The organism is Streptococcus sanguinis, from assembly GCA_013378335.1.
Classification (GTDB): Bacteria; Bacillota; Bacilli; order Lactobacillales; family Streptococcaceae; genus Streptococcus; species Streptococcus sanguinis_I.
Genome location: CP040556.1, coordinates 151,287 through 175,993, shown reverse-complemented (window position 1 = coordinate 175,993; position 24,707 = coordinate 151,287). Strand labels below are relative to the sequence as shown.

Here is a 24,707-nt window from a genome sequence, read left to right as displayed (position 1 = left end):
CTTCTTTCCTTGTTTCTCTAACATTGACTATCTTTGACTAATATTATACCGGAAAAGTCTCTATTTTAAAAGAAAAAGGGATGACTGAAAGGTCTGATAATTCAAACTAGTGAAAAAGCTTTGCTAGACTTGTGTAACCGCTTGCTTTTTGCTTTTAAAGCGTTATAATATAGGTGGAAATCCACAAGGAAAAGGCAGGCAGAACCCCCTGCCCGCCAACTATCATCTAAACAAGGAGGATAATCCAATGAAAATGGATTGGCTCAACTATTCTCGTCATGTACTCAAATGGCTCTTTGCAGCTCTGAGTATTTTCACCATCTTTTCTGCTGATTATGTTGATATTCCTATCGGAGCTCTCATCGTCTGTCTTTATGCTCCCTTGCTCTTCGAACAGGAGCTGGTCAGCAACCGAGTCAAATGGTATAGCTTTCTGATCATGATGGTGATTACTCTGCCCCTTTTGTTTATTACCAAAGTCTACCAGTTTAGCCTGACTTACCCCAAACGACCACACTGCTCTTTCTCTTGGTGGTGTTGATTTTTACCAATGGCTTGATTGCTCATAAGGAAGAAAGAGAAAAAGCAGCTAAGTGATGCTGCTCACCATTCTAAACTGGATGTTTCAAAATGCTACAAATGAAAAGGCCTGAGGCAAATTCTCAGACCTTTTTATCATTCTAGTTCTAAGCTAAAAACGATTAGTTTTGACCAAGAGCTGCAGCCATTGTTGCAGCTACTTCGTTTTCAAAGTCGTTAGCAGCTTTTTCGATACCTTCACCAACTTCAAAGCGAGCGAACTCAACTACTGAAGCATTTACTGATTCAAGGTAAGCTTCAACTGTCTTGCTGTCATCCATGATGTAGACTTGTGCAAGAAGTGTGTATGCTTGGTCAACTTTAGTATTGTCAAGCATGAAGCGATCCATTTTACCTGGGATGATCTTGTCCCAGATCTTTTCTGGTTTGCCTTCTGCAGCCAATTCAGCCTTGATATCTTCTTCAGCTTGCGCAACAACTGCATCAGTCAATTGAGCTTTAGAACCGTATTTCAAGTGTGGAAGGGCTGGTTTACCAACCATTGCACGGCTTTCGTTGTCTTGATCGATGACGTGGTTCAATTGTGCCAATTCATCTTTAACGAATTGCTCGTCCAATTCTTTGTATGAAAGAACAGTTGGTTTCATCGCAGCGATGTGCATAGAGATTTGCTTAGCAAGAGCATCGTCTCCACCGTCAATAACTGAGATAACTCCGATACGGCCACCGTTGTGTTGGTAAGCACCAAAGTGTTGAGCATCTGTCTTTTCAATTAAAGCAAAGCGACGGAATGAGATCTTTTCTCCGATAGTTGCAGTTGCAGATACGTATGCAGCTTCAAGAGTTTCACCTGAAGGCATCGTCAAAGCAAGTGCTTCTTCGTTGTTAGCTGGTTTACCTTCAGCGATTACTTTCGCAGTAGCATTTACCAAATCAACAAATTGAGCATTTTTCGCAACGAAGTCAGTTTCAGCATTTACTTCAACAACAGCGGCAACATTACCGTTTACGTAAACACCTGTCAGACCTTCAGCGGCAACACGATCAGCTTTCTTAGCTGCTTTTGCCATACCTTTTTCGCGAAGCAATTCAATCGCTTTTTCGATGTCACCATCAGTTTCAACAAGTGCTTTCTTAGCGTCCATGACACCAGCACCAGATTTTTCACGCAATTCTTTGACAAGCTTAGCTGTAATTTCTGCCATTTTTCTTCTCCTATGTTTTAATTTAAATAAAGGAGCTGGGCTGAGCCCCGCCCCTTTAGGTTAGTTTACTGATTATTCGTTTGAACCTTCAACAACTTCAACGATTTCTTCGATAGAATCTGCTTGAGTTTCAGTTGCAGCCAATTCTGCTTCTACTGATTCAACGCTATCTTCACCTTGACGGCCTTCGATAACAGCATCAGCCATTTTCGCAGTAATTAATTTAACCGCACGGATTGCATCGTCGTTAGCTGGGATGATAACATCGATATCATCAGGATCAGTGTTAGTATCAACCATAGCAACCACTGGGATACCTAATTTCTTAGCTTCCTTAACAGCGATTTGCTCTTTATGAGGGTCAACTACGTACATCACATCTGGGATGCGAGGCATATCTTCGATACCGCCCAAGAATTTTTCAAGACGAGCGCGTTGTTTGTTGAGAAGAGCGACTTCTTTCTTAGGAAGAACTTCGAAAGTTCCGTCTTCTTCCATGCGTTTGATTTCTTTCAAACGAGCTACACGTTTTTGGATAGTAGACCAGTTTGTAAGAGTCCCACCCAACCAACGGTGGTTGATGAAGTATTGACCTGAACGTTCTGCTTCTTCTTTGACAGCGTCAGCAGCTTGCTTCTTAGTACCAACGAAGAGGATAACTGCATCGTTAGCAGCAGCATCACGCATAAAGTCGTAAGCTTGATCAGCATATTTTACAGTTTGCTGCAAGTCGATTACGTGGATACCATTACGCTCAGTGAAGATGTACTTAGCCATCTTAGGGTTCCAGCGACGAGTTTGGTGACCAAAGTGAACACCAGCCTCAAGAAGTTGTTTCATTGAAATTACTGCCATGAGTAAATTCTCCTTTTTGTTTTTTTCCTCTTTTAGATTTCAGCTCGCAGGACCACCCGAGGGCAACAGTTCCACAATTCATCTAAAATGAGTATTTCGCCATTTACACGGCACCCTCTATTATAACAAAAGCGCAGCTCTTTGACAAGGCATTTACTGGATTTTCTGCCACTAAGTACGAATTCAACTTCTCAGCTGAACATTTGTTCCCGAAGCGTTCAGAATGGCAGCGTCTAACATTTTCTGCTTTGACTATGAAAGACTCTTGACGAAAGCAAGTATTTACGATAGAATAGTAAGAGTTGCGGCGGTATAGCCAAGTGGTAAGGCACGGCTCTGCAAAAGCTTGATCGTCGGTTCAAATCCGTCTACCGCCTTTATAAACATATTTCTAAAAGCCCCTCGAAGGGCTTTTTTCATTTCATCTCCTATTGTTTCTAGCAAATTTTGCTGATATAATGTAGACTGTAAAAGTATCATTCATCATCGGCGAAAGGAAAAAAGATTAATTATGAAAAAAGTTAGCTTCTATGCCCTCAGCCTTCTCTCTCTGCTAGCTCTCTCAGCCTGCATGCCTGCCAAGCAGACGCAGCAAAGAAAAAAGACACCTAGCTCCCTCAAAGCTTCGAAAAGTTCATCCCCAACAAAGGAATCTAGCAAAAAAATCTCATCTTCCAGTGAGGAAGATGAAGACTACTCTACTTCTTCTAGCTCTAATACTCGCAAGGATCCTAATGCTCAAATCAGCCTAATTGACCAAGGAGAAGCTCTGGAAGCCCTTGGCGATATCCCCGAAATTCCAAAGTGGGCTGAATTTAAAACCATAAAAGTCGAGTCACTTATCGGATCTGCTGGTCCTACTCCCAGCACCAAAGATGAGGTTGTCAGCAAAATGGGACCCGCTGACTCAGATATGGGAAGTGGTGGCTTTTGGAGAGGAACTGATTACAGCATCTTGATAAGTTTTAGTGATCAGGGAGCAGCAACTACCAAGACAGCAAGCCTACCCAATCCTAAGAAAATCAGCAATCTCAAGGATGTAGAACCTGGGATGTCTGCACAGGAGGTCGTTGCTAAACATGGACGGCCAGAAACAATTGCAGTCTTTGGCCACTCAACCGTTTTTGGATGGGAAGGTCAGGATGGCAAAGATTACAGCGTCATGTTCGATCAAGATAAAGTCTATCAAATCGTTGAACCGTAAAATGTAAATTTGCTATTTTAAACGTTAGATTTTATAGCATTCTATTCGATAATTACCCACTTATCTATACTAGACTAAGCAGTTCTAGGAGTCGACAAACCTAATCGTTCGGAAATGATTATGCGTTCAGAACGCGAAACAACCTATGTCTATAAAAATTCCAATGACGAACAGTTTAGTTTCTCTACTCAGAACAATCAAATCGTTGGAGTAATGTCGACTTATCAAATGAAACAAACCAAAGACATTATTGACTCTGTCATTAAGGATAAGTAATCTTGTAATTGTTCCAAAAACACAAAAATCCAAGACCTCGTTTCGTCTTGGATTTTATTTTGGACAAGAGCAGTGAATGCTTTCCCTGCTTTGTCAATTAAAGCTCTGCAATCTGGCTGAGATTAACTTCAGCTACCGTGTCATTGCCAAACATGGAAATAATCATCTTGACCTTGTTATTATCAATTTCCGTAATCTTACCTGTATAGTCAGTGAAGGCACCATCTATGATACGAACAGTATCCCCAACCTTGACATCCAAGTCAAATTCCTGCACTGTTTGACCCATGGAGATGAGAATGTTGCGAATCTCTTCTTCCAAGAGTGGCGTTGGTTTAGAGCGGTTTCCGTGTGAACCGACAAATCCTGTTACATTCGGAGTATTCCGCACGACAAACCAGGCTTCGTCTGTCATTACCATTTCCACCAAAACATAACCAGGGAAGCGATTTTCTTCGATTTCCTTGGTCTTGCCATTTTTCTCTACTTGCACGGTCTGAGTAGGGATTTCCACGCGCAAGATATTTTCCAGCATATTATAAGTCTGAGCGCGCTGCAAAAGATTTTCTTTTACCTTGTTTTCATAGCCTGAGTAGGTCTGCAATACAAACCAGCCTTTGTCAAAACTGTCCATGAGTTCATCCTTTCCTAAATAAAAAAGCCTGTGGGCTTCTGCTTCTTTCTAGCCCTATTATACCATAATTTCCTCAAATGCAAAGGAATTTATCAACTATTTCCCAGACAAATCAAAACCTTGCAATTCTGCCTCATGTTTTTAAAAATAAAGGAAGGAGTAAATAAGGATATATACCAAAAATCCCACCTACTCACAATAGGTGGGAATTTGAATAATATGGCTGCCGCAGGATTCTTCTCTATTTCTACTTCAGTTATTAAGAGAAAATATTCAGAATCTGGAAAAGACCGCTTGCTACTACTTTGTCAAAGATATAGATGATTACCACAAAGAATGCAGTGTATTCCATGACAGAGATAAAATCTGTCCATCTTTCTTTTCTGGTAGGCCAAGTTGTATCTTTCAATAATTTAAAAACATCTTTAAAGAATTTCACAACAATCTCCTATCTAGTTTCTTTATGCAGCGTATATTTACTGCAATGCTTACAAAATTTATTAACTTCTAAACGCGTTGGTTTTGGAGTGCTACTGAGCTTAACCGAGTAGTTCCTAGAACCGCAGACTGTACACGCTAGACTCGCTTTTTTTAATGCCATAACGCCTCCATCTTTCTTATTATAGCAGGATTCTATGCTTTTGACAAGTCGTTCAGTTCTTTTAAATCCTATTGAAACCAGCTGGTAACAGTATCCCAGAGATTTTTCGCTTTCTCAGGAATACCAGTGTCATCAATGGCTTTCTTGGCTTCATCCACTAGATTTTGAGCTCGGTCCTGAACGTCCTGCAGGAAGTCTTTATTTTCGGTTGTGGTTCCCGTTTCCTGGGTACCATAGGTGTCCACAGGGGCAATACCGTTGGCAGCATAGGCATTCTTTTGCCCTTCAAAGGAAGTTCCTTCTGTATATGGCAGGATGCTGTTGGCAACATTTCGGAAAACCGCCGAGGCTTCATTTGCGCTGGTCCCAGTCAGATAGTGGGTTTCGTCAGTTTTTGGAAAGCCTAGCCACTGGCTGATAACCACATCCGGCGTATAACCAATGACCCATTGGTCGCCTGATAGATCTGGGTTAAAGTCCGTTTCAGTCGTACCGGTCTTACCAGCCATAGTATAACCATACGGAGCCGCATAAATACCTGTACCGTTCGAGAAGGTCCCCAGCATCATGCTGTTCATCTTGTCGGTCGTTGAGCTATTAAGAACTCGGGTAGAGGTTTGGCGATGGGTCTTGACGACCTGACCACTGGCATTTTCAATTTTTGTAATGAGATGAGCATCATTCATCACGCCGCCGTTGGCAAAGACTGAATAGGCCTGAGCCATCTGCATTGGATTGGTTGTAACTCCGCTTCCTAGAGCCACGCCCAAGGTCTTATCAACCTTGTCCATATTCAGACCAAACTTTTTACCGTACTCAAAGGCTTTGTTAATGCCTAACTCGTCCACAGTTGAAACAGCCGGAATGTTCAGAGATTCTGCCAAGGCTTGATACATTGGAACTGTAGGTGAACTTTGGATATTGCCGTAGTTGTTGATGGTATAGTCGCCAAAGGTGGTTCTGGTATTATCCAGCTCCTTATCCGTCGGCCAACCAGCAGCGACGGCCGGACTATAAGCAACCAAAGGCTTGATAGTAGAGCCAGGGCTACGAGAGGACTGGGTTGCATAGTTGAAACTTCTGAAGCTCGAGCCTTCTGCACTATTTACTCGCCCAACCAGCGCTCGCACACCGCCAGTCTTTGGATCCAAAGCAACACTGCCTGATTCAGCCATGGTGCCATCTTCTGCTACAGGAAAGAGAGAGACATTGCTATAAATAACCTGCATGCTGGCTTGGTAGTTCTGATCCAACTCCGTGTAAATTCGGTAGCCATTATTAACAATCTCTTCTTCTGTCAAGCCGTAGTCATTGACCGCTTCATTGATGACCGCATCGAAATAGGACGGATAGCGGTAGTCTTCTGACTTACCGGCATAAGCATCAACCAGCTGACCACCAATTCCTACAGCGGCAGCCTGGTCGGCCGTCCCCTGATCAATAAAGCCTGCAGCCACCATGTTTTGCAGCACCGTATCGCGGCGATTGGTCGCATTTTCAACCGAATACAGCGGATTATAGATCTCTGGTCCCTTGAGCATACCAGCTAGAACAGCCGACTGGTCCAGACTGAGCTGGCTAGCCGAAACTCCGAAATATTTCTTAGAGGCATCCTCCACTCCCCAGACCCCATTTCCAAAGTAAGAGTTATTGAGGTACATGGTCAGGATTTCCTGCTTGCTGTATTTCTTATTGATTTCCAGAGCCAGGAAAAACTCCTTGGCTTTCCGCTCAATGGTCTGGTCCTGAGACAGATAGGCATTTTTTGCCAGCTGCTGGGTAATGGTAGAACCCCACCCGAGCGACCAGCTGTCAGGATAGCCAGAATAAACCGACTGTAGTTAATCCCGCCATTCTCATAGAAAGTTCGGTCCTCTGTCGCGATGACAGCATTTTGCAAGTCTTGGCTAATCTCGGTCAGCTCGACATAAGTTCCTTTCTGGCCAGACAGGCTTCCCGCTTCATTGCCATCCTTGTCAAAGATGAACGTGGTAGCTTTGAGGGCATTCTGCAAATCCTTGACATTGGTTGTCTTAGCCACATAAAAGAGATAGCCGCCGACCACCAGACCAAAGGTCAAACCGAGAATCAGGAATATCTTAGTCAGATGAAACCTGCGCCAAAAACGGCGGATAGGATGCTGAGAGAGAGGTTTCTTTTTGGTCTTGCCCGAACGGCTGAGACCAGACTTGGCCTGCTCTTCTGTCAGCTCCACCTCCTCTGCTGCTTCTTTTTGAGGTTTCTGTATAGTAAAATAATCTACTAATTTTTCAAACAAATCTTTTAAATTCTTCATAAACCTTATTTTATCACCTTATTTAAGTGCAGACAAGAAAGTACCCTATTTCCCGTCTGATTTTTAGTTATTTTTAAGAAAAAGAGTATATTAAATAGCCTTTTAAAAGTCTCTGCAGCAAGTCTTATCCGACACTGCCTATTTCCAAAGTTCTGGCTTTCTGCTACAATAAATGTATGAAATTTACACTGACTATCCCAGACGGACTGCCTGCCATGACAGTCAAAAAGCTGCTGGAAGAACAATTTCTCATTCCACGAAAAATCCGGCACTTTCTACGGACCAAGAAGCATGTGTCCGTCAACGGTCTAGCTATCAACTGGCAGACTGTAGTCAAACCCGGAGATGACATCTGCCTGATATTTGACGAGGAGGATTATCCTCAAAAGACAATCTTGCTTGGCCAACCTGAACTCGTAGAAGAGCTCTACCAGGACCAACACCTCATTATCGTCAATAAACCCGAGGGTATGAAAACCCACGCCAATGAGCCGACTGAGCTAGCCCTGCTCAATCATGTTTCGGCTTATGTCGGTGAGACCTGCTATGTCGTCCACCGGCTGGATAAGGAGACTAGCGGTGCTGTCCTCTTCGCCAAGAATCCCTTTGTCCTGCCCATCCTCAATCGGTTGCTGGAAAAGCGAGAAATCAGTCGTGAATATTGGGCTCTGGTCCAAGGCAAGTTCCCAAGCAAAAAGCTTATCTATAAAGACAAGATTGGCCGCGACCGCCATGATCGTAGGAAACGGCTGGTCGACCCACGAAAAGGACTCTTTGCAGAGACTCATGTGACTAGGCTCAAGCAGTTTGGGCAGGCTGCCTTGGTCAAATGCCAACTCAAGACTGGCCGCACCCATCAGATCCGTGTCCATCTGGCTCACCACGGACACCCTCTGGTCGGCGACCCCCTCTATCATCCGCAACCCCAAGGGCGACTTATGCTCCACGCCCATCGACTGACCTTCACCCATCCTTTTACCCTGGGAAAAATCACTGTCGAGGCTCGCTCCGACAGCTTTGAAAAGGTCTTAAGCAGCCTGAAATCATAAAAGCTCTACTCTGAGAGATAGACTGTAACCTTATCCTAGATAAACCACGAAAAGAGGCTGAGACAAAAGTCCTAGCCTCTCAATTGTCTTTGGATCGTCGAGCAAGACGCAGTGGTTGAGTGGGCTCTACTACGCTGATTTCATCAGCTTTTACAGCCCTACTCAACTGTGCGGAGGTGGGACGACGAAATCGAATTCTAACGAATTCCCGATTTCTGTCCCACTCTCTTTTGGTTTGGAGTGAATGCGAGGATAAGCTCTGCTAGCTTACATCACTGAGCTGGAAGCGCACTGAGAAGCCTGGGTTTGATGGCTTTCTGAAAAGCTATGCTTAGCAAGTAAGATAGTAAGAAAATGATAAAAAAGCCAAAACTATAAATGCTATTCCGAGGCATTATCGACCTGAAAATGAAGATAATGAAAGGATGAATGATATAAATCATGGTGGCATATCTCTTGGCGATATTATTCAAAATCGGAATATCAATATCGGACCCATTTCTGACCGCATAGAGGAAAATTGCACTAGATGACAAAAGGGTACTAGGATAGAGGTCATATTCCGTACCCATGAAACAGTACTCAAGTAAAATCAAGCCTGCTATTCCTAGACCGATCGCCCATTTCCTGACAGACGACAAGTCGTAGGCTAAAATCCGAGCCCGATGCTTAGCAAACTGCATTCCTAGAATGAAAAAGGGAAGACCCATAAACAGGAAATTTCGGTAGTACAGGGTGCCACTAATATTGAACTCAATGCAAAAGGCCAGAACCAACAAGAACAGAGACACACCAAAGCTGGTTAAGCGGTAAAAATGCTTATAAAAAACCAGATAAAGCGTGTAGATATAAGAAATAGCCAGCAAATACCAGGTCGGTGTAGCAGCCGAGCCAATCAAGTCTCTGGGACTGTTAAAGAGGAAAAAGTCCGCAAAATCAGACAGGTCTATCGCTGCCATCTTTTCTGTTAACTCTTTGGTCAGCACTAGGTTGACAAAATGCACAATCGTGTAAAACATCAGACTGGCAGCTGTCAAAAGGAGCATCTGCTTGAGACGATACTTGACCTTATCTCTGGAAATATTAAAAGAAAAATAGCCCGACAGCATCATGAAAAAGGGAACTGCAAAGCGGGCCACAATTTGATAAAAAACGCCAAATTGCCCCGGCAGCAAAAAGTGTAAGGAAACAATACTAAAGCAAGCCAGGGCCTTAAAAGCGTGCAAAGTTGTGTTTTCAGTCTTCATGCGGACATTATAGCATGTTTATTATTACAGCTCATCAAGACCAGATTACACGCCCATTAAAAAACATATCAATTGATGACAGGGGAGTGCATATAAAAAGCCCAGACAGGGCTTAGCATTTAGATGAGGCTGGGACAAAAGTCCTAGCCTCTCAATTGTCTTTGGATTGTCGAGCAAGACGCAGTGGTTGAGTGGGCTCTATTACGCTGATTTCATCAGCTTTTACAGCCCTACTCAACTATGCGGAGGTAGGACGACGAAATCGAATTCTAACGAATTACCGATTTCTGTCCCACTCTCAGCATCAACGAGTCCGCAATTGCTGGAGCAGGCCTTTTAAATTTTGGTATTTGTAAATGCTGTAGGTCAGATAGACAAAACCGTAGGCTGCCGCAGCAAGATAAACTGATAAAAACCAATTCGAAGCAATAAATACAAGTGTCATTAGCAACTCAACCCAGATATCTTTGACGACCTCGATTTGCATCCTCTTGGCTAAGATTAACTCTGCCAATATACTCCTAGTCGCCAGTAGCAGTACGATAGACAGCACTGTAGCATTCAGATTGCGCAGAAAAACTGCAAAAATCAAGGTAGTAGCAAAGCTTAAGAGCATGGCAATAACATTTACTTTAAAAATCTGCCTCTCCATTCGCAAAGCTTTTAAGTAGGTATTGATAAGCAGAGCCATTTTTCCCTCATAGACAGACATAGGAAAGACTAGAGCCATAAATATCAAGGACTCTCTGTAAGCTGGTAGCCAGCTGTCCAAAACTATTTTCAGGGGATAATACAGCAAAAGCACGCCAAACATAAGAACCATAAGGACATTCCGCAACTGATTGTAAATCTTAGGTAACTTGCTTTCGTCCGTCCGTTTCAAAATCGGAAAGATGACCAAACCAATAGCGTTTATAAAGGTCATAAGCAAATTGGAAATGCTCAGGGTCAAGGATACTTTCCCAAATGTAGCAATGTTCCATACCTTTTGAATCCCCATTCGAACGGTCCCGATAATGAGCATACTGGCTACATTTGATAGCATCAGATTGATCCCAACAGCAATATCGCGAACCGTTTCCCGTATATCAAGCTTAAACTGATTGAGAGGTTGCAGAGCCATATCTCGGCACAGATACATGGCATAAAAAAGAGAAACAACTCTACCAATCAAATCTGCATAGACCATAATCTTGAAATCTCGAAAACCCACGAAAATAAAGACCAGTAAAAGCAGTAAATAGAGGAGTCGGTCTCCACTGACAACATAGGAACTCTCCTTTAGTCGATTAGTCATCTGCAAAACGTAAACAAAGAGAAAGCGCAGATTGGTGACCAACATGGTATAAACCAAAAGTGTAAAAACAAACCGACTGCTATCATCTCTAATAAAGGCAGAAATCCCTAATAAAAATAAAATCCCAATCCCTGTCAGATAAATCAAAAGCATGAGAAACTGAGAGAAAAACTTTTCTTTATCCAGATCCGCATACTCCAAACCACCGTAGCGAAGGTAGATTCCATCCACCCAACCCAGATGAACAAAACCGGCATAGGATAAATAGAAAATATAGAGTTGCCAGTATCCATACTCCTCTACACCCATAATCTTAGGCAAAATCAAGACAACCAGAGAAGAAACTATTACTGTCAGCAAATTGGACAAAACGACATAGGAAAAATTAGCTACTATTTTTTTAAATCCACCAGACAAATTTGCCCTCCTATTTCTTCCTATCTGCTGCCATGCTCTCAATCAAACGTGAAAACATAGTTTCTAAATCAGTATGAGCTTGCCAGCCCAAACTTTCAAGCTTGTCCGTATTGAGACGAATCTTAACTGTCGGATTATATCCTAGCTTTTCCACATCCTCTGCAAAATCAAAGACCAACTTCGTTTCATTGCTACCACTTAGTTCAATAACCATTTCCGCCATCTCACGGATAGAAATAGCCGTCTCTTTATTGGCGACATTATATGCTTGACCTGCTTGGCCTTTCAGCAGAATGTAAAAAATGGCTTCAATAGCATCTTTGGTATAGCAGTAGTTCCGAACAGTTTCCCCTTTAGTCCGGAGAACAATATCTTTCTTTTCAAGGATAGCACGCGCAAACTGCGCAAAAACTCTGTTGTCTTCATAGCTCACACCTGGGCCAAAGGTTTGTGACAAACGAGCCATTTTCACTGGCACCTGATACTGATGACAATAACCTACACACAAGGACTCTGCCATGCGCTTGCTTTCCGAATAACTACTACGGACACTGGTTGGATCCAAATAACCATAATCTTTCTCGCTAATGCTGGAAGCATCAGGATTTGTCGTCCCATAGACTTCCAGAGAAGAGAGATAGACCATACTGTGAACCTGCTTATTTTTAGCCAGCTCCAGCAGTTTTTTCGTTCCATTTACGGCTAGATCAATTGTCTCCACAGGATGCTCAACGAAAAAAGAGGAGTCCGTCGCACTGGCTCCATGGATAATATAGTCCAAATCCTCCTCTATCTGCCAATCTGACAGCAAGTCAGCATACACTAGCTTCAGATTCTCACTATGTAAAAAATCTTGAAATAGATCTTCCGCTTTTTTCTGATTTCGTGCTAAGGCCACTACTCTGACATTAGCTTGGTACAAATCATTTAAAGCCATCAAAGCGGAAATACAGTGTCTGCCTATAAGCCCAGTTGCTCCAGTTACCAAGACTGTAACATTTCTCAGTTCTCTGAGAATAGGACTGACAGCAGCTAGGTCTTCCATATCCTTTTGTAAAATCGTATTATTTCCCATATTAACCAAAAATTTGTGCATTTTCGCGCGCTTCGTAAATCGCTCTAAAAATATAAAAATCAGACGGAGTCGTAATTTTGATATTTTCGCTGCCCCCCATGACTGTATGCAGAGGGAGTCCAAAATAACGAGCCAGTGTCGCAGAATCCGTCATATCAAACTGATTCTCTGCCTGAGCTTTTAAATGCAGGGAGTGAATCTTCGAAAGCGAAAAAGTTTGAGGGGCGACAGCTGTCTGACAAGTGGAACGCTCGATAACCTGATTAATAACATCCGCCTCATCGACCTGAATAACTGTTTCGATAACCGGCTTAACCGTAATAGCTGCCCCATACTTTTTGGCTGCTTCAATATTTTTAGAAATAATTCCCCCGTCAATCAAGGGGCGAACACCATCATGAATCAACACATAGTCGTCATCGTTCTTGTACTTTTCCCGTAAGACAGATAGACCATTAAAAATAGACATTTGGCCAGTCTCTCCACCAGGAACCACTTGACTGACTTTTTTAATATTGAATCGAGCTAATAAATCTCTGCAGTAGTCCAGCCAGCCGTCTACACAGACAACCACAATGTCCGATACTGCCGGATGGTCTTCAAAGTGCTCAATCGTATGAATAATAATAGGCTTACCGTGCAACTCTAAAAACTGCTTGGGTAAGGTCTTGGTATTCATGCGGCTGCCTGTGCCGCCTGCGAATATCAGAGCTGATGTCGTCATACCGATACTTTCCTTCCTCTCGTTGTAAATCGTACTCTACTCAGTAAATCAGCTGCCATATAAATCACAAAAGCATAGATAATCCGATTAATATGGGTTGTCAGCAATGACAGCAACGTTTCCTGAAAGAATGAAATGACCAAAGGATACGCAAACAAAGCGAAAACAATAACCTTTAGCGGGGTGAAATAGCGTTTTTTGATAGAATAGTAGAAACTTCCGTAAAAGAAGCCATATAAAAGCTGAAAGATAAGGACTGAGAAATAGCCAAAATCCTTGATAAAGTAGTAATAAATTGTGTAAACATTGGTTTTATCGTCGTTGAAATGAACAACAGGCAAGAAAGGTGTCAGCTCATGGCTAGACAGACCGAGGGATTTCAAAGTTCCATAGATAGCAATAAGAGTATTTTCTCCAAAGACTTGATTATCGCTATAAAGAGTAGGATTTTTCAGATAATAGTCTAAAGCCTGAATAGGTGAACCCATATATTTAACCAAATTATCCAAAATTCCGAACTCTGCCCGACTATCCACTCGATTGAGAACAAAGGTTCCAACCGCCATGAATAAGACAAGGAATACAAAGCCAATTATCAGCAAAGAGCGAAAAAGCTTCACACCGTACCTGCTGTCTCTCCACGAATAATACTTCGAGAAAAACAGCATATACACAATAGCATAGCCTGCAACCAAGCCCAGCAACTCCGTACGTCCGGTGGACAAGAGGGAAATACCTAAAGAAATCAGACTAACCAGCAGTAACTTGCCCTTGTAAAAAATGCCATCTTTTCCCGAAAAAAGAGACTCGCAGAAAAAGTAGAAGAAAACAATTCCTAAGGAAAAGTTAACCCGCAACAAATTAAGGCTAAGACGACTAAGAGAGAAATCATAATTTGTAGTCATATGCCGAGCCAATTCAATGGTTTTAAACAATCCCCCCGGTACCTGCTTACTCTGCGCCGCCAAGTAAAGCAAATCGGAATAAATAAATCTGACCGCATAAGCCAAAAATAAGAGAACTAAAATAATGAAAAAATTACTCACCTTTATTTGACTAGGTTTGGCGTCCAACTTCCTCTCAGCAAACAAATTCGATGACAACAGGACTCCCATTAAAAAAATGGCATTTCCAACAAAGATAACAGTGACCGTTATCAGAGAAAGTCCCTCTCCCCATTTGGATGAATAAAATGCAGTAAAAATGCTTGCTATCATCCATATTGCCAGATATATAAAAGCCGGGTTAGCATAGTCTCTTCCTACTATTTTGATTGTCAAAAACAATAGGAAAAGGCCACCCAAAATCAGTAAAAAAACCATTATCTTCCTTCTATTAATTCAACCCAATTATCTCTCAGTCTGACATGACGTTCTGTCTGTTCTTTTTTTTCAGGCGGTGTCATGTAATCACCGTAGCGATTAGTCAGATACTTGTCCGCATCATTAGGTCCATCGAACTCATAGCCTTCAAAGGAATACTTCTTAGCTGGATAGAAACTTTCATAGTCAATAGTCTCTCCCAAATAGCCTTTTACACCATAAGCAATTGTTATTTTTGAAGTCTTCTTATTAGACTGGATGAGTTTTTCCATCAACTTATACATATTAGCCGGCCCCATGATAAAAGAAGGGAAGCCTATCAGTCTTCTGATCCAAAGATTTTGTCTGAGTTCTTTGGATTCTTTAGCCATATAGGTCAGATGCGGAGTAAACTTCGTATAGCAGCGCGAGCTGTTGTGTGATAAATCCAAGGCTCTGAATAGAAGACCCTTGAGCTTGCGAAGCATGTTATTCTCTGGGACAAAGTCAATTGGCAGCATATCAAGATAAAGATGTTTCTTTTTACTGAAACCTTCTCCCAAAACATCATAGTAGGTCAGTGACTTGCTCTGCAGCTTTAGAACCTTAAAGACACTGTCTGTCGCATCCGCAGGAGAGATCAGCTCGAAGTCCTCGCTGTCCGCAAAGATTTCCTGCAGACGATTGTAGTCCTCTCGGAACATCACTAAGTCGATATCATCGTCCCAAGGGATATAGCCCCCATGTCGCAAAGAACCAATCAAGGTCCCTGCAACCATATAGGAATGAATATGATGCCGACGACACTCTGCATCAAATTTTTTATACATTTGTAAATAGGCTTTTTGCAAAACCTTTAATTTATCATCCGTAATTTTCTGATACATGGGGCTGAAGCGTTCTCCCAAAGCCAACTCCCATTCAATCTTACTGGTTCCTCTCATTTTTCTTACCTCCCAAACTTTTTCAATAATCTCCTAGCAAGTCCATTCAGTGAATAGGTGTATACCAAATCACTGATGAAATCTTTTATCGTTCGATACTCCCTTATTTGAAACATTAGGCCCAAAGCCCAAAATGGATTTCTAGACTGTAATAATTTCAGTCTAAGATTGGTCAAGGCCAAAGCCCTATCAATCTGGCGATGGTCCGCCTCAGAAATCTGTCGTTCTTCTGCGATTTTTTTCACAGACTCATAGCGACTGATGACCTTCTGTAAATAGTTAATCCTAGATAACCTTGTTTTGTTAAAACTGAGCGACGACGCAGACTGGGTTACATTCGCCTGATGAATGCGATGCTGATCTAGAAGCTGGTCCAAGCAAACAACTTTTCCATACAATGGAGCCAGCATGCCAAATAAAACATCATGATAATCAAATCCAGGATAATCCGTATACTGCTGCTGCAAAATATCCGTCAGTACCGACTTTCTAAAAGCTGTCTGATAACCTGACGGCCATTTTTTCAGAAGCCAAGCTAGATCTCTTTCTCGACTTTCTCCTGAAACCTTGGGCTCCTTGATGACCTGACCATTTTGATCAATCAAGTAAGACTGGCCATACACCATAGCAGCACCTGTTTCTAACAGTACTTTCTGCAAGGCAGCTGTTTTATCAGGTAGCCATTTATCATCCTGATCAGCGAAAAAAACAATATCGTGCTCAGCCAAACTCGCTAATTTTATAAAAGTTCGATAATGACCCAAATTTTCCTGATTTTCAATCAGCTGCCAATCAGTCAGTTGATGCTTGGTGATGTAATCCTTGATTAGCGCCACTGTCTGATTTGTCGAACAGTCATCACAGATAATGACCTGATCAGGCTTCAGCTTTTGAGTGCGGATAGAGTCTAGTTGCTCCAAAATAAAATCCGCCCCATTATAGGTCGCCATCACGACAGAAATCATTTCTCCCTCCTTCCTAAACTTTTCATCCTATATCCCCCTAACTTCTAGCTTTCTCCCTGTCTAAGCTAGACTGCTCTGTCTGTAAAGAAGATTACTTTCTTCTAAGCAGATACTTATAAATAAAGGCTTTTATCCAAATAGGCGTTCCCACAAAAGCGCGAATCATCAACATATTTTGATAATATTGCCCTCGGTTCAACATACCATGTGCCAGCAAAAAAGTATTGACTACTTTCCAGCTGGCAATCTGCTCTGTCTGGCTTCTTCTCGTATGCATGCCGTTTCCGACGCGAGCATAAACCAAGACCCGATTAAGATTGGCGAAACGACAGCCCTGAGCAGCCATTCTCGCCCAAAGATAATAGTCTTCCACTAAAGGCAAGGGCTTGTAATTGCCTGCTTTTAAAACAGATGATTTCTTGAAAAATACTGTCATGTGACAGAAAGGATTTCTCCGCTGCAACCTTTTGATAATCTCTTCATGGGAGAGCGGCATTTGTTTCTCTGCCACTATTTGATCTGGTTCCGTGTCAAATTCTATGATATTGCCACCCAAAACATCTAACTGCGGATGCTGCTCAATATAGTCCACTTGTTGCTGGAAACGGTCCGGTGTCGCAATGTCATCTGTATCCATTCTAGCAATCCAGTCATAAGAGCAAGCCTCAACTCCCCGATGCAAAGCTTCTCCCAATCCGACATTTTCCTTTAAGGGTAGAACTTTCATCTCTGGAAATTTTTCCTTGAAATCTTGAATCGTCTGATACAGCTCTTCTGTCAGCGGCCCATCCTCTACAAGGACAAGCTCATCTGGCTTGCGGCTCTGCTCTATAAGAACGCTATTTAGGCTCTTCCTTAAGAAATCCGGATTCTCCTTCTGATAGACAGACATCAATACCGAAAACTTCACTAACAATCCCCCCATTCATCCTAAACTAGTTTCCCTTCTCCGTCCTCTCAATAGATCTCCTAAAATCTGCCACCTGATAAGACTGAGGATAGCTAGACATCTCTTTTTCATAAGTTAAGTCTGAAAACAGCTTATTCAGAGTCGAAACATAGCGGGACAATCTTTTTAAAATCCAGTTAAATGCAGGCAGCAAGGCTACTCTCTGGCCATGAGTCCGTTTTATTTCTTTGACTAGCTGAGAGGTATTGACATAGTCCTGATTTTGAGGATAGAAGATACCGCTGTCTTGATTCTGAACAATCAGTCTGATAAACTCACAAAGGTTATCAATATAAATCATACTACGTTCATTCTGAACCAAAGGGAAGACTGGTAGTTTCTGAGCCAACTTTGACAGTCGCTTATAGTTTCCCTTAGCTTGATGACCATAAACCATGGGCGGCCGTAAAACTGCCAATTTGAAATCTTCACTCTCCAATTCCCTCAGAAGTTTCTCAGCAGCTAGTTTGCTTTTGCCATAAAAAGAATCAGGACCTTCTTGCGTGTCTTTTGTGATAACCCGGTCTCCCAAAACTTCGCCATAGACGCTCATACTGCTCATAAAGACAAACTGTTTGACACCTTCGCGTTTAGCCTTTTGAGCCAATTCATAAGGTAGCTGAGTATTGACTTGATTATATACTGATTCCATCTCTTTTGATGGGTTGGAGATATGGACAATCGCCGCCAAATGCAAAATTACATCAAAAGACGAAAAATCTTTCTCCTTCCAGGTCTCTCCGCGGACGTCCAGCTCATCAACCTGAACATCCTCCCGTGAGGAAACATACCTCTTAAAGCTCCGGCCGATATAGCTACCCTCTCCCGTAATTAATATTCTTTTCATCAGCCTTTAATCTTTCTTTCCCATATTTCCCGTGCCGCCTTCAACAACACCTTCGCTCTTGGCCACACTCTTAATGGTGCCAAAGAAACAGCGGACATCTAATCCAAAAGACAAATGCTGGACGTAGTAGCCGTCCAATTCAGCTTTCTTGGCAATCGGCAACTCATCTCGCCCGTGAATCTGAGCCCATCCCGTCAGACCTGGCAAAACATCATTTGCTCCATAGCGGTCTCGCTCCTCAATCAAATCATACTGATTCCAAAGAGCCGGTCTTGGACCTATGATACTCATATCACCCACAAAAATATTCCAAATCTGAGGTAACTCATCCAGAGATGTCTTCCTTATAAATTTCCCAACCTTTGTAATCCATTGCTCAGGATTTTCCAGCAAATGAGTTGGAGTATCCTTAGGTGTGTCAATTCGCATCGTTCTGAATTTCAAAATATAGAAGTGTTTCTTATGCAGACCGATCCGCTTCTGTTTGAACAAAACTGGTCCTTTTGAATCCAATTTAATAGCGAGTACTAGAAGCAGAAAAAACGGTGATAAGGCAATCATTCCTAAGAATGACAAGACTATATCTAATGTTCGTTTAAAAAATTTATACATGATTATCCTAAAAACTTATTGCTGTGCAAACTTTACCAGGCTATCCTTGAGGTCATTTGCACCAAGAGACAGAAGAGAGTTCACATAGGAATCTACCTCGGTCTTGGGCAACGACTGAACATTTCCTACAAAAATCTTTTCATAGACTTGATCATTGACCTTTTCCTTGGCGGACAATAGCTCTTCATAAAGCTTTTCACCCGGTCGAATGCCTGCTTCCTGAATCTGAATCTCCTCTTCAGTATGGCCACTAAGCGTAATCATCTTTTTAGCTAGGTCCAAAATTTTCACAGGCTCGCCCATATCCAAGACAAAAACCTCTCCCCCTTGCATCAAGGCCCCAGCCTGAATCACCAAGCGGCTGGCTTCTGGTATCGTCATGAAATAGCGTGTCATTCGAAAGTCCGTCACGGTTATAGGACCTCCCTTGGCAATCTGCTCCTTGAACAAAGGAACAACACTACCTCGGCTGCCCAAAACATTCCCAAAGCGGACAGCTGAGAAAAGAGTCTTTCCTTCTTCATTTAAACTGGTCACGACCATTTCGGCCACACGCTTAGTTGCCCCCATAACATTAGGCGGGTTGACTGCCTTATCTGTAGAAATCATGACAAATTTCGCGACACCAGCTGCCTTTGCTGCTTCTGCTACATTTCGTGTACCATAGATATTGTTTTTGACCGCTTCTGTCGGATTGTACTCCATCAAAGGAACATGTTTATGAGCCGCTGCATGATACACTCGATCAGGGCGATAGGTTTCCATAATATGGAAAATCCTCTCTCTATCTTGAATATCCGCAATGATTGGAATCAACTCAATATCATCTTTATAACGGCTTGACAGCTCCTTATGAATCAAATAAATGGAATTTTCTCCATGACCTAGAAGCAGTAGCCTAGCTGGGCAGAATTGAGCAATCTGACGGCAAAGTTCCGAGCCGATTGACCCACCGGCCCCCGTAACTAGTACTGTCTTGCATTTAATATTGGACTTCAAACTTTGCTGATCCAGCTTAACTTCTTTACGTCCTAACAGATCTGCAATATCAATTTCCTGAAGTTTGCTGACAGATAATTTCCCCGTAATCACCTGTTCATACTTAGGCATGGCATTGACCTTGACCTCCGTCTGTTGGCAGTACTCTACGATTCGCTCGTAATCATCCGGAGCCAACGAAGGAATGGCAATGACAATTTGTTCAACTTCATAATTCCCTACAATTTCAGGTATCTGATCGGTTGTTCCTACAACTTTTACTCCATGAAGATACGTATTTTGCTTATTCTTATCATCATCCACAATCGCGACTATCTTCAAATCTTTTGATTTTTGCTGGGCCGTCTTGATAAAGAGACTAGCACCATCCCCTGAACCAACAACAAGGGTCTTTGTCCCATCTACTTTCTTACCCAGTAAAGCTGAAGGGTGCTGCACGAATTCATGAATCTCCCGCCAAGTCAGCCTTGAAGCAATAACCAATAAAAACGATAGCAGCATAGAAAGAACAATATATCTACTGTTTGTGGATTCATAAAAAATTTTCTCTACAATGTATACAATCGAGTAAGCTCCCCAAATTGAGCCCCCTACTCGAAACATTGTTTTGTAATCTGTATACCTTGTAATGGTAGAAAAGACATTCGACAGTGTTGCAAATGTCAAATACAATACAATAATCCCCATTAAAATAGAGATAAAAGACAAATCCGTTATCCCGACATATTTTGCTAAGAAGAATTTTGAAATCCCCTGACTTATACTGAGCAAAATAATATCAACAATAATTAATATGACTCTTTTTCTCGCTCTTGTCATGTTCCTAATCTCCCAATTATCCTAAAACTCTTTATTCCCTATTTCCCATAATAGCCATAGCTGCCATATCCCCCATAAGTTCCGTAGGCACCATAGCGTTCCAAGTCAATGTTATATTTATTGAGGACAACGCCCAAAAAAGGAGTTCCCGTTTGTTCCAGCTGATCTTTAGCTTTCATGACTGCTTTTCGTTTGATATGTCCTGCTTGTGTCACCAAGAAGCTAGCGTCGCATTTCTGAGCGATGATAGCCGCATCAATGACCAGACCAATCGGTGAAGTATCCACAATGATGTAGTCATAACGAACACGCAGGTCGGTCAAAAGTGCGTCAAACTGCTTGCTTTGCAAAAGCCCTGTCGGATTAGGCGATACTGGACCGGACAAGATCACATCCAGGTTGTCCATATCTGTATCGTTGATGACTTCATGCAGGGCAGCCTGTCCTGACAGATAGTCCGTCAGACCTGACACTTTTTTCTGACTGCTAAACACACCGGACATGACCGAGTTGCGGATGTCAGCATCAATCAGCAAGGTCTTATGACCAGCTCTGGCAAAGGCCGCCGCAAGATTCACCGAGGTTGTAGACTTTCCTTCATTTGCCGTCACCGAGGTTATTTCGACCATTTTGATATTGGCGCCGCTCAGCTGTACATTAGTGCTGAGAGCATTGTAGTATTCCTCGGTTAGTTTGACAAGATTCCTTTTTTTCCTAACTAATTCTAAGGTTGCCATTTTCTCTCCCTTACATTCTGTTCATATCTGGGATAACGCCCAACAGCGTCAAGCCCATAACTTCCTCAATGTCTTCTGGCTTCTTCACCCGATCGTCCAAGATTTCTACCGCGATGATAAAGATTGACATCAGGACGCTGCCTCCTAAAAATCCTAAGATAACATTACGCCGAATATTAGGTGAAGAAGGCTCTGCTGCGACTGTCGCTTCTTCCAAAGTTGTCACATCAGGAACTTTTGTCACCTCAATAATTTTCTCAGCGGCGATATTACGAAAGGCATTGGCAATGCGAGCCGCTTCCTCTGGATTGTCATCTTTAACCGTAATCGAAACGATACGAGTATCCGCCGGAACGGAAACGGTGATGTGACGCGTCAGCTCTCTTGGTGACGTTTGCAGTTTCAACTCACTAATTGCCTGTGACAGAACCGCCTGTGACAGAATAATTTCCTTAAAGTCCTTAACGAGGTAAGCCCCCGCCTGCAGGTCCTGATTGGTCAAAGCTGCCTGCGTTTCGTTCTGACGGCTGACCACATAGATGCGCGTGGTGCTCTGATACATTTTCTTAGCAATAAAGACGCTGTAGCCAAAAGCCAGCAAAGAAAAGAGCACAGCTCCCAATACGATGGTGAATTTCTTCAGCCATAAGGCTCTCAGCAAGGACAGAATATCGATTTCTACGATTTGCTTTTCTTGTTTTTCCATTTTTCCCCTAAATTAATTCATTTTTCAATAATAATGCTTGGTTGCCGCCAAAGAGAGCTTCTGCCCGGCGGGAACCGTATTTTTTAGCGACGATGTCAAAGGCCTCCTTCATAAAGGGCGGTCTCTGACTTAGATTGTGCATGTCGCTGGCAACAAAGTGGACCAAGTCCCTCTCCAAAAAGAACTGAGCCCGTTTTTTCATAAATTTATGCGAGTCTCCAAGCAGCTTAGGCTTCAGAACACTGGAGCTATTAATTTGAGTATAGCAGCCCATATTAATGAGTTCCTGCACCTTCTTTTCATCATTTTCCAGACAGTGATAGCGCTCAATATGAGCCACGACTGGGGTTAGACCTAAGCGCAGAATCTGAGCCAAGCCTTTATGAATGTCCTTATAAGGCGTCGCCATGCTAAACTCAATCAGCACATAGCGTGTACCAGCTAGACTGGGGAAAATCCCCTTTTCCAACTTATCCGCCACATCACTGGTGTAGTAAATCTCTGCCCCATGGAGAACCGTCAAGTCAGGCGCTACAAGCTCTGCCAGTTCTTTCACCATTTTAAAGTTAGCGCTAATGGTCTCCTCAGGCGTTTCAAACATACCCTTTCTGCGATGAGAAGTAGAGATGATGGTCCGAACTCCCTGTCGATAGCTTTCTTCCAGCAGTTTTTTGGAATCCTCAAAATTCTTAGGTCCGTCGTCCACATCAAAGATAATATGAGAATGGATATCAATCATGGTGTTTTTCCTTCCATTACCTGCTGAATCGCTGCCTTAGCATTGTCAAGGCTTTCTGGCTGGATTTCCATCATGTAGAGATTGGAGTCTGGCATAGCATAGGATGGTAAATCCATGCGCCCGTTTCCACTGATGGCTTGTGACTGAACCTGATAGCTTCCGCCTGATTCCAGCTGGGTATTGACCAGATTCATAAGAACAGGCAGCTCCATATTGGTCTGGATAGAATCCTGCAAGCCGGAAATAATTTCGTTGTAGTTCTTCAAAGCACTGGTTGAAGTCAGCTTTTTAATGACTGCTTCGATAACCTTTTCTTGATTTTTTCCGCGGTCATTGTCGCCACCCTGAAGGGAGTAACGCTCGCGAACAAAGCCAAGTGCCTGATCTGAGTTCATATGGACTTTCCCTACTGGGAAATGATGGTTGCCGTGTCGGCTGGTAAATTCTTGGTCATTTTCAACATCAATCCCTCCCAGCAGGTCTACCAGCTTGAGGAAGGAAGTGAAGTTCAGACGAACATAGTAGTCAATGCGAATGCCGTAAAGATTTTCCAGCGTGTGAACAGAGGCGTCCACCCCGTAAATCCCTGCATGGGTCAGCTTGTCCATCTGCCCAGCTCCTCCATCCGCAATAGCTACATAAGCATCACGCGGAGTTGTGGTCAAGAGGACTTTCTTGGTCTTGCGATTGACTGTCATGATGATATTGACATCTGAGCGAGAGACAGATGAGATAGACCCATAAGTGTCAATACCGCTGACATAGATATTAAAGACATCCGCATTGGCATCATCGCTGCGCTTACCGGTCTCTACTTGACGGGTGATTTTATAAGTATAGATTTTCTTTATCTTTGAAGCATAGTCAGCATCGTGAGAAGCCAGCATATCTCCAAACGAGTTGTTGAGGGCAATGGCCTCGGCCTCTTGATTGATGAGGGCATTGTAGGCTGAGATATATGACGAGCTGTTTTCTACAGTGAGCTCTGTCTTTTTAGTCTTCTTGATGTGGTCCAGAAGAGCCGTTACATTGTCCTTGTCCCCATTTTCAGTCGGAGCTGTCAACTTCTGCAGCTGAGTTACATCTGATTTATCGCTATCTGCCCGGACATAAACTGCCATTTCAATTTCAGAGTAATTTGAAGTGGAGTTCACACCTCTAGACAAGTCCATCAGCTCCTTGATCCCGTACATAGCTCCTGAAGATACTAGCAAGGTCACAAACAAAAGCACCGTGGTCAGAACTTTGAACTTATTTTTCCATATAAAGAAGGCTGCCAGTAAAATAACAGCCGCCAAAAGAGCAGACAAAATAAGGTTCAGGTGATAAAACGCCAGAACATTATTTTTAAATACAGAAAAAACCAGCAAAACTGAGACCAAGCTTACCAATATCAGTAAAGCTACATTAAAGAGCCTAAGCTTCTTCCCCTTTTTAGAAGCAGGCGCACTTCTCCTATGATGATTCATAATTCTCCCTTTTTCTCCCCTGAGATATAAATACATTTTATTATACCATAAATGCAATCTGATACACTAAAATATTTAAAAATATTTTAGTTTTTTTCAAATTTTGTTGACAAAAAAGGACAGTCTGTATTAATTTTCGGTAAATTCTTTCTTTCTTCTCGAAAAACCGATATTTTATACTGTTTTTGACAAAAGAAAAA

22 protein-coding genes, 1 tRNA gene and 3 pseudogenes are annotated in these 24,707 nt (G+C 42.5%); 4 read left to right on the top strand and 22 right to left on the bottom strand.

Translation table 11 applies throughout. The features are described from left to right. Window positions 1–247: 247 nt before the first annotated feature. Window positions 248–597, top strand: a pseudogene (locus tag FFV08_00980) (hypothetical protein). Window positions 598–701: 104 nt separating this feature from the next. Here the strand turns inward: FFV08_00980 and FFV08_00975 are convergent. Together FFV08_00975 and rpsB are read right to left on the bottom strand one after the other, a co-directional pair. Then, on the bottom strand, window positions 702–1,745 hold the full coding sequence (locus FFV08_00975; protein ID QLB51379.1) for an elongation factor Ts: 1,044 nt from the start codon (window positions 1,743–1,745) through the stop codon (window positions 702–704). Window positions 1,746–1,817: 72 nt separating this feature from the next. Continuing rightward, window positions 1,818–2,600, bottom strand: a complete 783-nt coding sequence (gene rpsB / locus FFV08_00970; GenBank protein QLB51378.1) for a 30S ribosomal protein S2 — start codon at window positions 2,598–2,600, stop codon at window positions 1,818–1,820. Between the two features lie 306 nt (window positions 2,601–2,906). Between rpsB and FFV08_00965 the strand changes: the two genes are divergently transcribed. Together FFV08_00965 and FFV08_00960 are read left to right on the top strand one after the other, a co-directional pair. Then, window positions 2,907–2,977, top strand: a tRNA-Cys gene (locus FFV08_00965). A gap of 134 nt (window positions 2,978–3,111) precedes the next feature. Then, window positions 3,112–3,804: an outer membrane protein assembly factor BamE gene (locus tag FFV08_00960; GenBank protein ID QLB51377.1), complete on the top strand. Its 693-nt coding sequence runs from the start codon at window positions 3,112–3,114 to the stop codon at window positions 3,802–3,804. Window positions 3,805–4,177: 373 nt separating this feature from the next. On the opposite strand, the gene nusG is transcribed toward FFV08_00960, so the two are convergent. The 4 genes and pseudogenes from nusG to FFV08_00940 form a co-directional block, all read right to left on the bottom strand. Beyond that, on the bottom strand, window positions 4,178–4,714 hold the full coding sequence (gene nusG / locus FFV08_00955) for a transcription termination/antitermination protein NusG (GenBank protein QLB51376.1): 537 nt from the start codon (window positions 4,712–4,714) through the stop codon (window positions 4,178–4,180). Window positions 4,715–4,973: 259 nt separating this feature from the next. Beyond that, window positions 4,974–5,153, bottom strand: coding sequence for a preprotein translocase subunit SecE (secE, locus tag FFV08_00950; GenBank protein QLB51375.1), 180 nt, complete (start codon window positions 5,151–5,153; stop codon window positions 4,974–4,976). Window positions 5,154–5,162: 9 nt separating this feature from the next. Next, window positions 5,163–5,315: a 50S ribosomal protein L33 gene (gene rpmG, locus FFV08_00945; GenBank protein QLB51374.1), complete on the bottom strand. Its 153-nt coding sequence runs from the start codon at window positions 5,313–5,315 to the stop codon at window positions 5,163–5,165. 68 nt (window positions 5,316–5,383) lie between these two features. Then, window positions 5,384–7,611, bottom strand: a pseudogene (locus tag FFV08_00940) (PBP1A family penicillin-binding protein). Between the two features lie 152 nt (window positions 7,612–7,763). Between FFV08_00940 and FFV08_00935 the strand changes: the two are divergent. Further along, a complete protein-coding gene (locus FFV08_00935; protein QLB51373.1) occupies window positions 7,764–8,660 on the top strand; it encodes an RluA family pseudouridine synthase in 897 nt (298 codons plus the stop codon). Window positions 8,661–8,932: 272 nt separating this feature from the next. Here the strand turns inward: FFV08_00935 and FFV08_00930 are convergent, their stop codons facing one another. From FFV08_00930 to FFV08_00855, 16 genes and pseudogenes are all read right to left on the bottom strand, one after another. Further along, window positions 8,933–9,907, bottom strand: a complete 975-nt coding sequence (locus FFV08_00930; protein QLB51372.1) for an acyltransferase — start codon at window positions 9,905–9,907, stop codon at window positions 8,933–8,935. Between the two features lie 234 nt (window positions 9,908–10,141). Further along, window positions 10,142–10,207, bottom strand: a pseudogene (locus FFV08_00925) (NUDIX hydrolase). Between the two features lie 4 nt (window positions 10,208–10,211). Then, on the bottom strand, window positions 10,212–11,621 hold the full coding sequence (locus tag FFV08_00920; GenBank protein ID QLB51371.1) for a hypothetical protein: 1,410 nt from the start codon (window positions 11,619–11,621) through the stop codon (window positions 10,212–10,214). Window positions 11,622–11,631: 10 nt separating this feature from the next. Beyond that, window positions 11,632–12,696 carry an NAD-dependent epimerase/dehydratase family protein gene (locus FFV08_00915; protein QLB53251.1) on the bottom strand — a complete coding sequence of 355 codons (1,065 nt, stop codon included), beginning with the start codon at window positions 12,694–12,696 and terminating at the stop codon, window positions 11,632–11,634. 1 nt (window position 12,697) lies between these two features. Further along, window positions 12,698–13,420, bottom strand: a complete 723-nt coding sequence (ispD, locus tag FFV08_00910; protein ID QLB51370.1) for a 2-C-methyl-D-erythritol 4-phosphate cytidylyltransferase — start codon at window positions 13,418–13,420, stop codon at window positions 12,698–12,700. Continuing rightward, a complete protein-coding gene (locus FFV08_00905) occupies window positions 13,417–14,742 on the bottom strand; it encodes an oligosaccharide repeat unit polymerase (GenBank protein ID QLB51369.1) in 1,326 nt (441 codons plus the stop codon). Before FFV08_00905 ends, ispD begins: the two co-directional genes overlap by 4 nt. Further along, window positions 14,742–15,665, bottom strand: coding sequence for a LicD family protein (locus FFV08_00900; protein ID QLB51368.1), 924 nt, complete (start codon window positions 15,663–15,665; stop codon window positions 14,742–14,744). The genes FFV08_00905 and FFV08_00900 overlap by 1 nt, the downstream gene beginning before the upstream one ends. Window positions 15,666–15,670: 5 nt before the next feature. Then, complete coding sequence (locus FFV08_00895) at window positions 15,671–16,630, bottom strand: glycosyltransferase family 2 protein (protein ID QLB51367.1); 960 nt, start codon at window positions 16,628–16,630, stop codon at window positions 15,671–15,673. 91 nt (window positions 16,631–16,721) lie between these two features. Continuing rightward, window positions 16,722–17,540 (bottom strand): glycosyltransferase, encoded by an 819-nt coding sequence (locus tag FFV08_00890; protein QLB51366.1) that lies wholly within the window; start codon window positions 17,538–17,540, stop codon window positions 16,722–16,724. Window positions 17,541–17,565: 25 nt separating this feature from the next. Beyond that, on the bottom strand, window positions 17,566–18,426 hold the full coding sequence (locus FFV08_00885) for an NAD-dependent epimerase/dehydratase family protein (protein ID QLB51365.1): 861 nt from the start codon (window positions 18,424–18,426) through the stop codon (window positions 17,566–17,568). Between the two features lie 6 nt (window positions 18,427–18,432). Continuing rightward, window positions 18,433–19,038: a sugar transferase gene (locus FFV08_00880; protein ID QLB51364.1), complete on the bottom strand. Its 606-nt coding sequence runs from the start codon at window positions 19,036–19,038 to the stop codon at window positions 18,433–18,435. A gap of 15 nt (window positions 19,039–19,053) precedes the next feature. Continuing rightward, window positions 19,054–20,856 carry a polysaccharide biosynthesis protein gene (locus FFV08_00875; protein ID QLB51363.1) on the bottom strand — a complete coding sequence of 601 codons (1,803 nt, stop codon included), beginning with the start codon at window positions 20,854–20,856 and terminating at the stop codon, window positions 19,054–19,056. Between the two features lie 38 nt (window positions 20,857–20,894). After that, complete coding sequence (locus FFV08_00870) at window positions 20,895–21,593, bottom strand: polysaccharide biosynthesis tyrosine autokinase (GenBank protein ID QLB51362.1); 699 nt, start codon at window positions 21,591–21,593, stop codon at window positions 20,895–20,897. A 10-nt stretch (window positions 21,594–21,603) separates the two neighbouring features. Beyond that, a complete protein-coding gene (locus tag FFV08_00865) occupies window positions 21,604–22,299 on the bottom strand; it encodes a capsular biosynthesis protein CpsC (protein ID QLB51361.1) in 696 nt (231 codons plus the stop codon). Window positions 22,300–22,306: 7 nt separating this feature from the next. After that, window positions 22,307–23,038: a tyrosine protein phosphatase gene (locus FFV08_00860; protein QLB51360.1), complete on the bottom strand. Its 732-nt coding sequence runs from the start codon at window positions 23,036–23,038 to the stop codon at window positions 22,307–22,309. Beyond that, window positions 23,035–24,543, bottom strand: a complete 1,509-nt coding sequence (locus tag FFV08_00855; protein ID QLB51359.1) for a LytR family transcriptional regulator — start codon at window positions 24,541–24,543, stop codon at window positions 23,035–23,037. The genes FFV08_00860 and FFV08_00855 overlap by 4 nt, the downstream gene beginning before the upstream one ends. Between the last annotated feature and the right edge of the window lie 164 nt (window positions 24,544–24,707).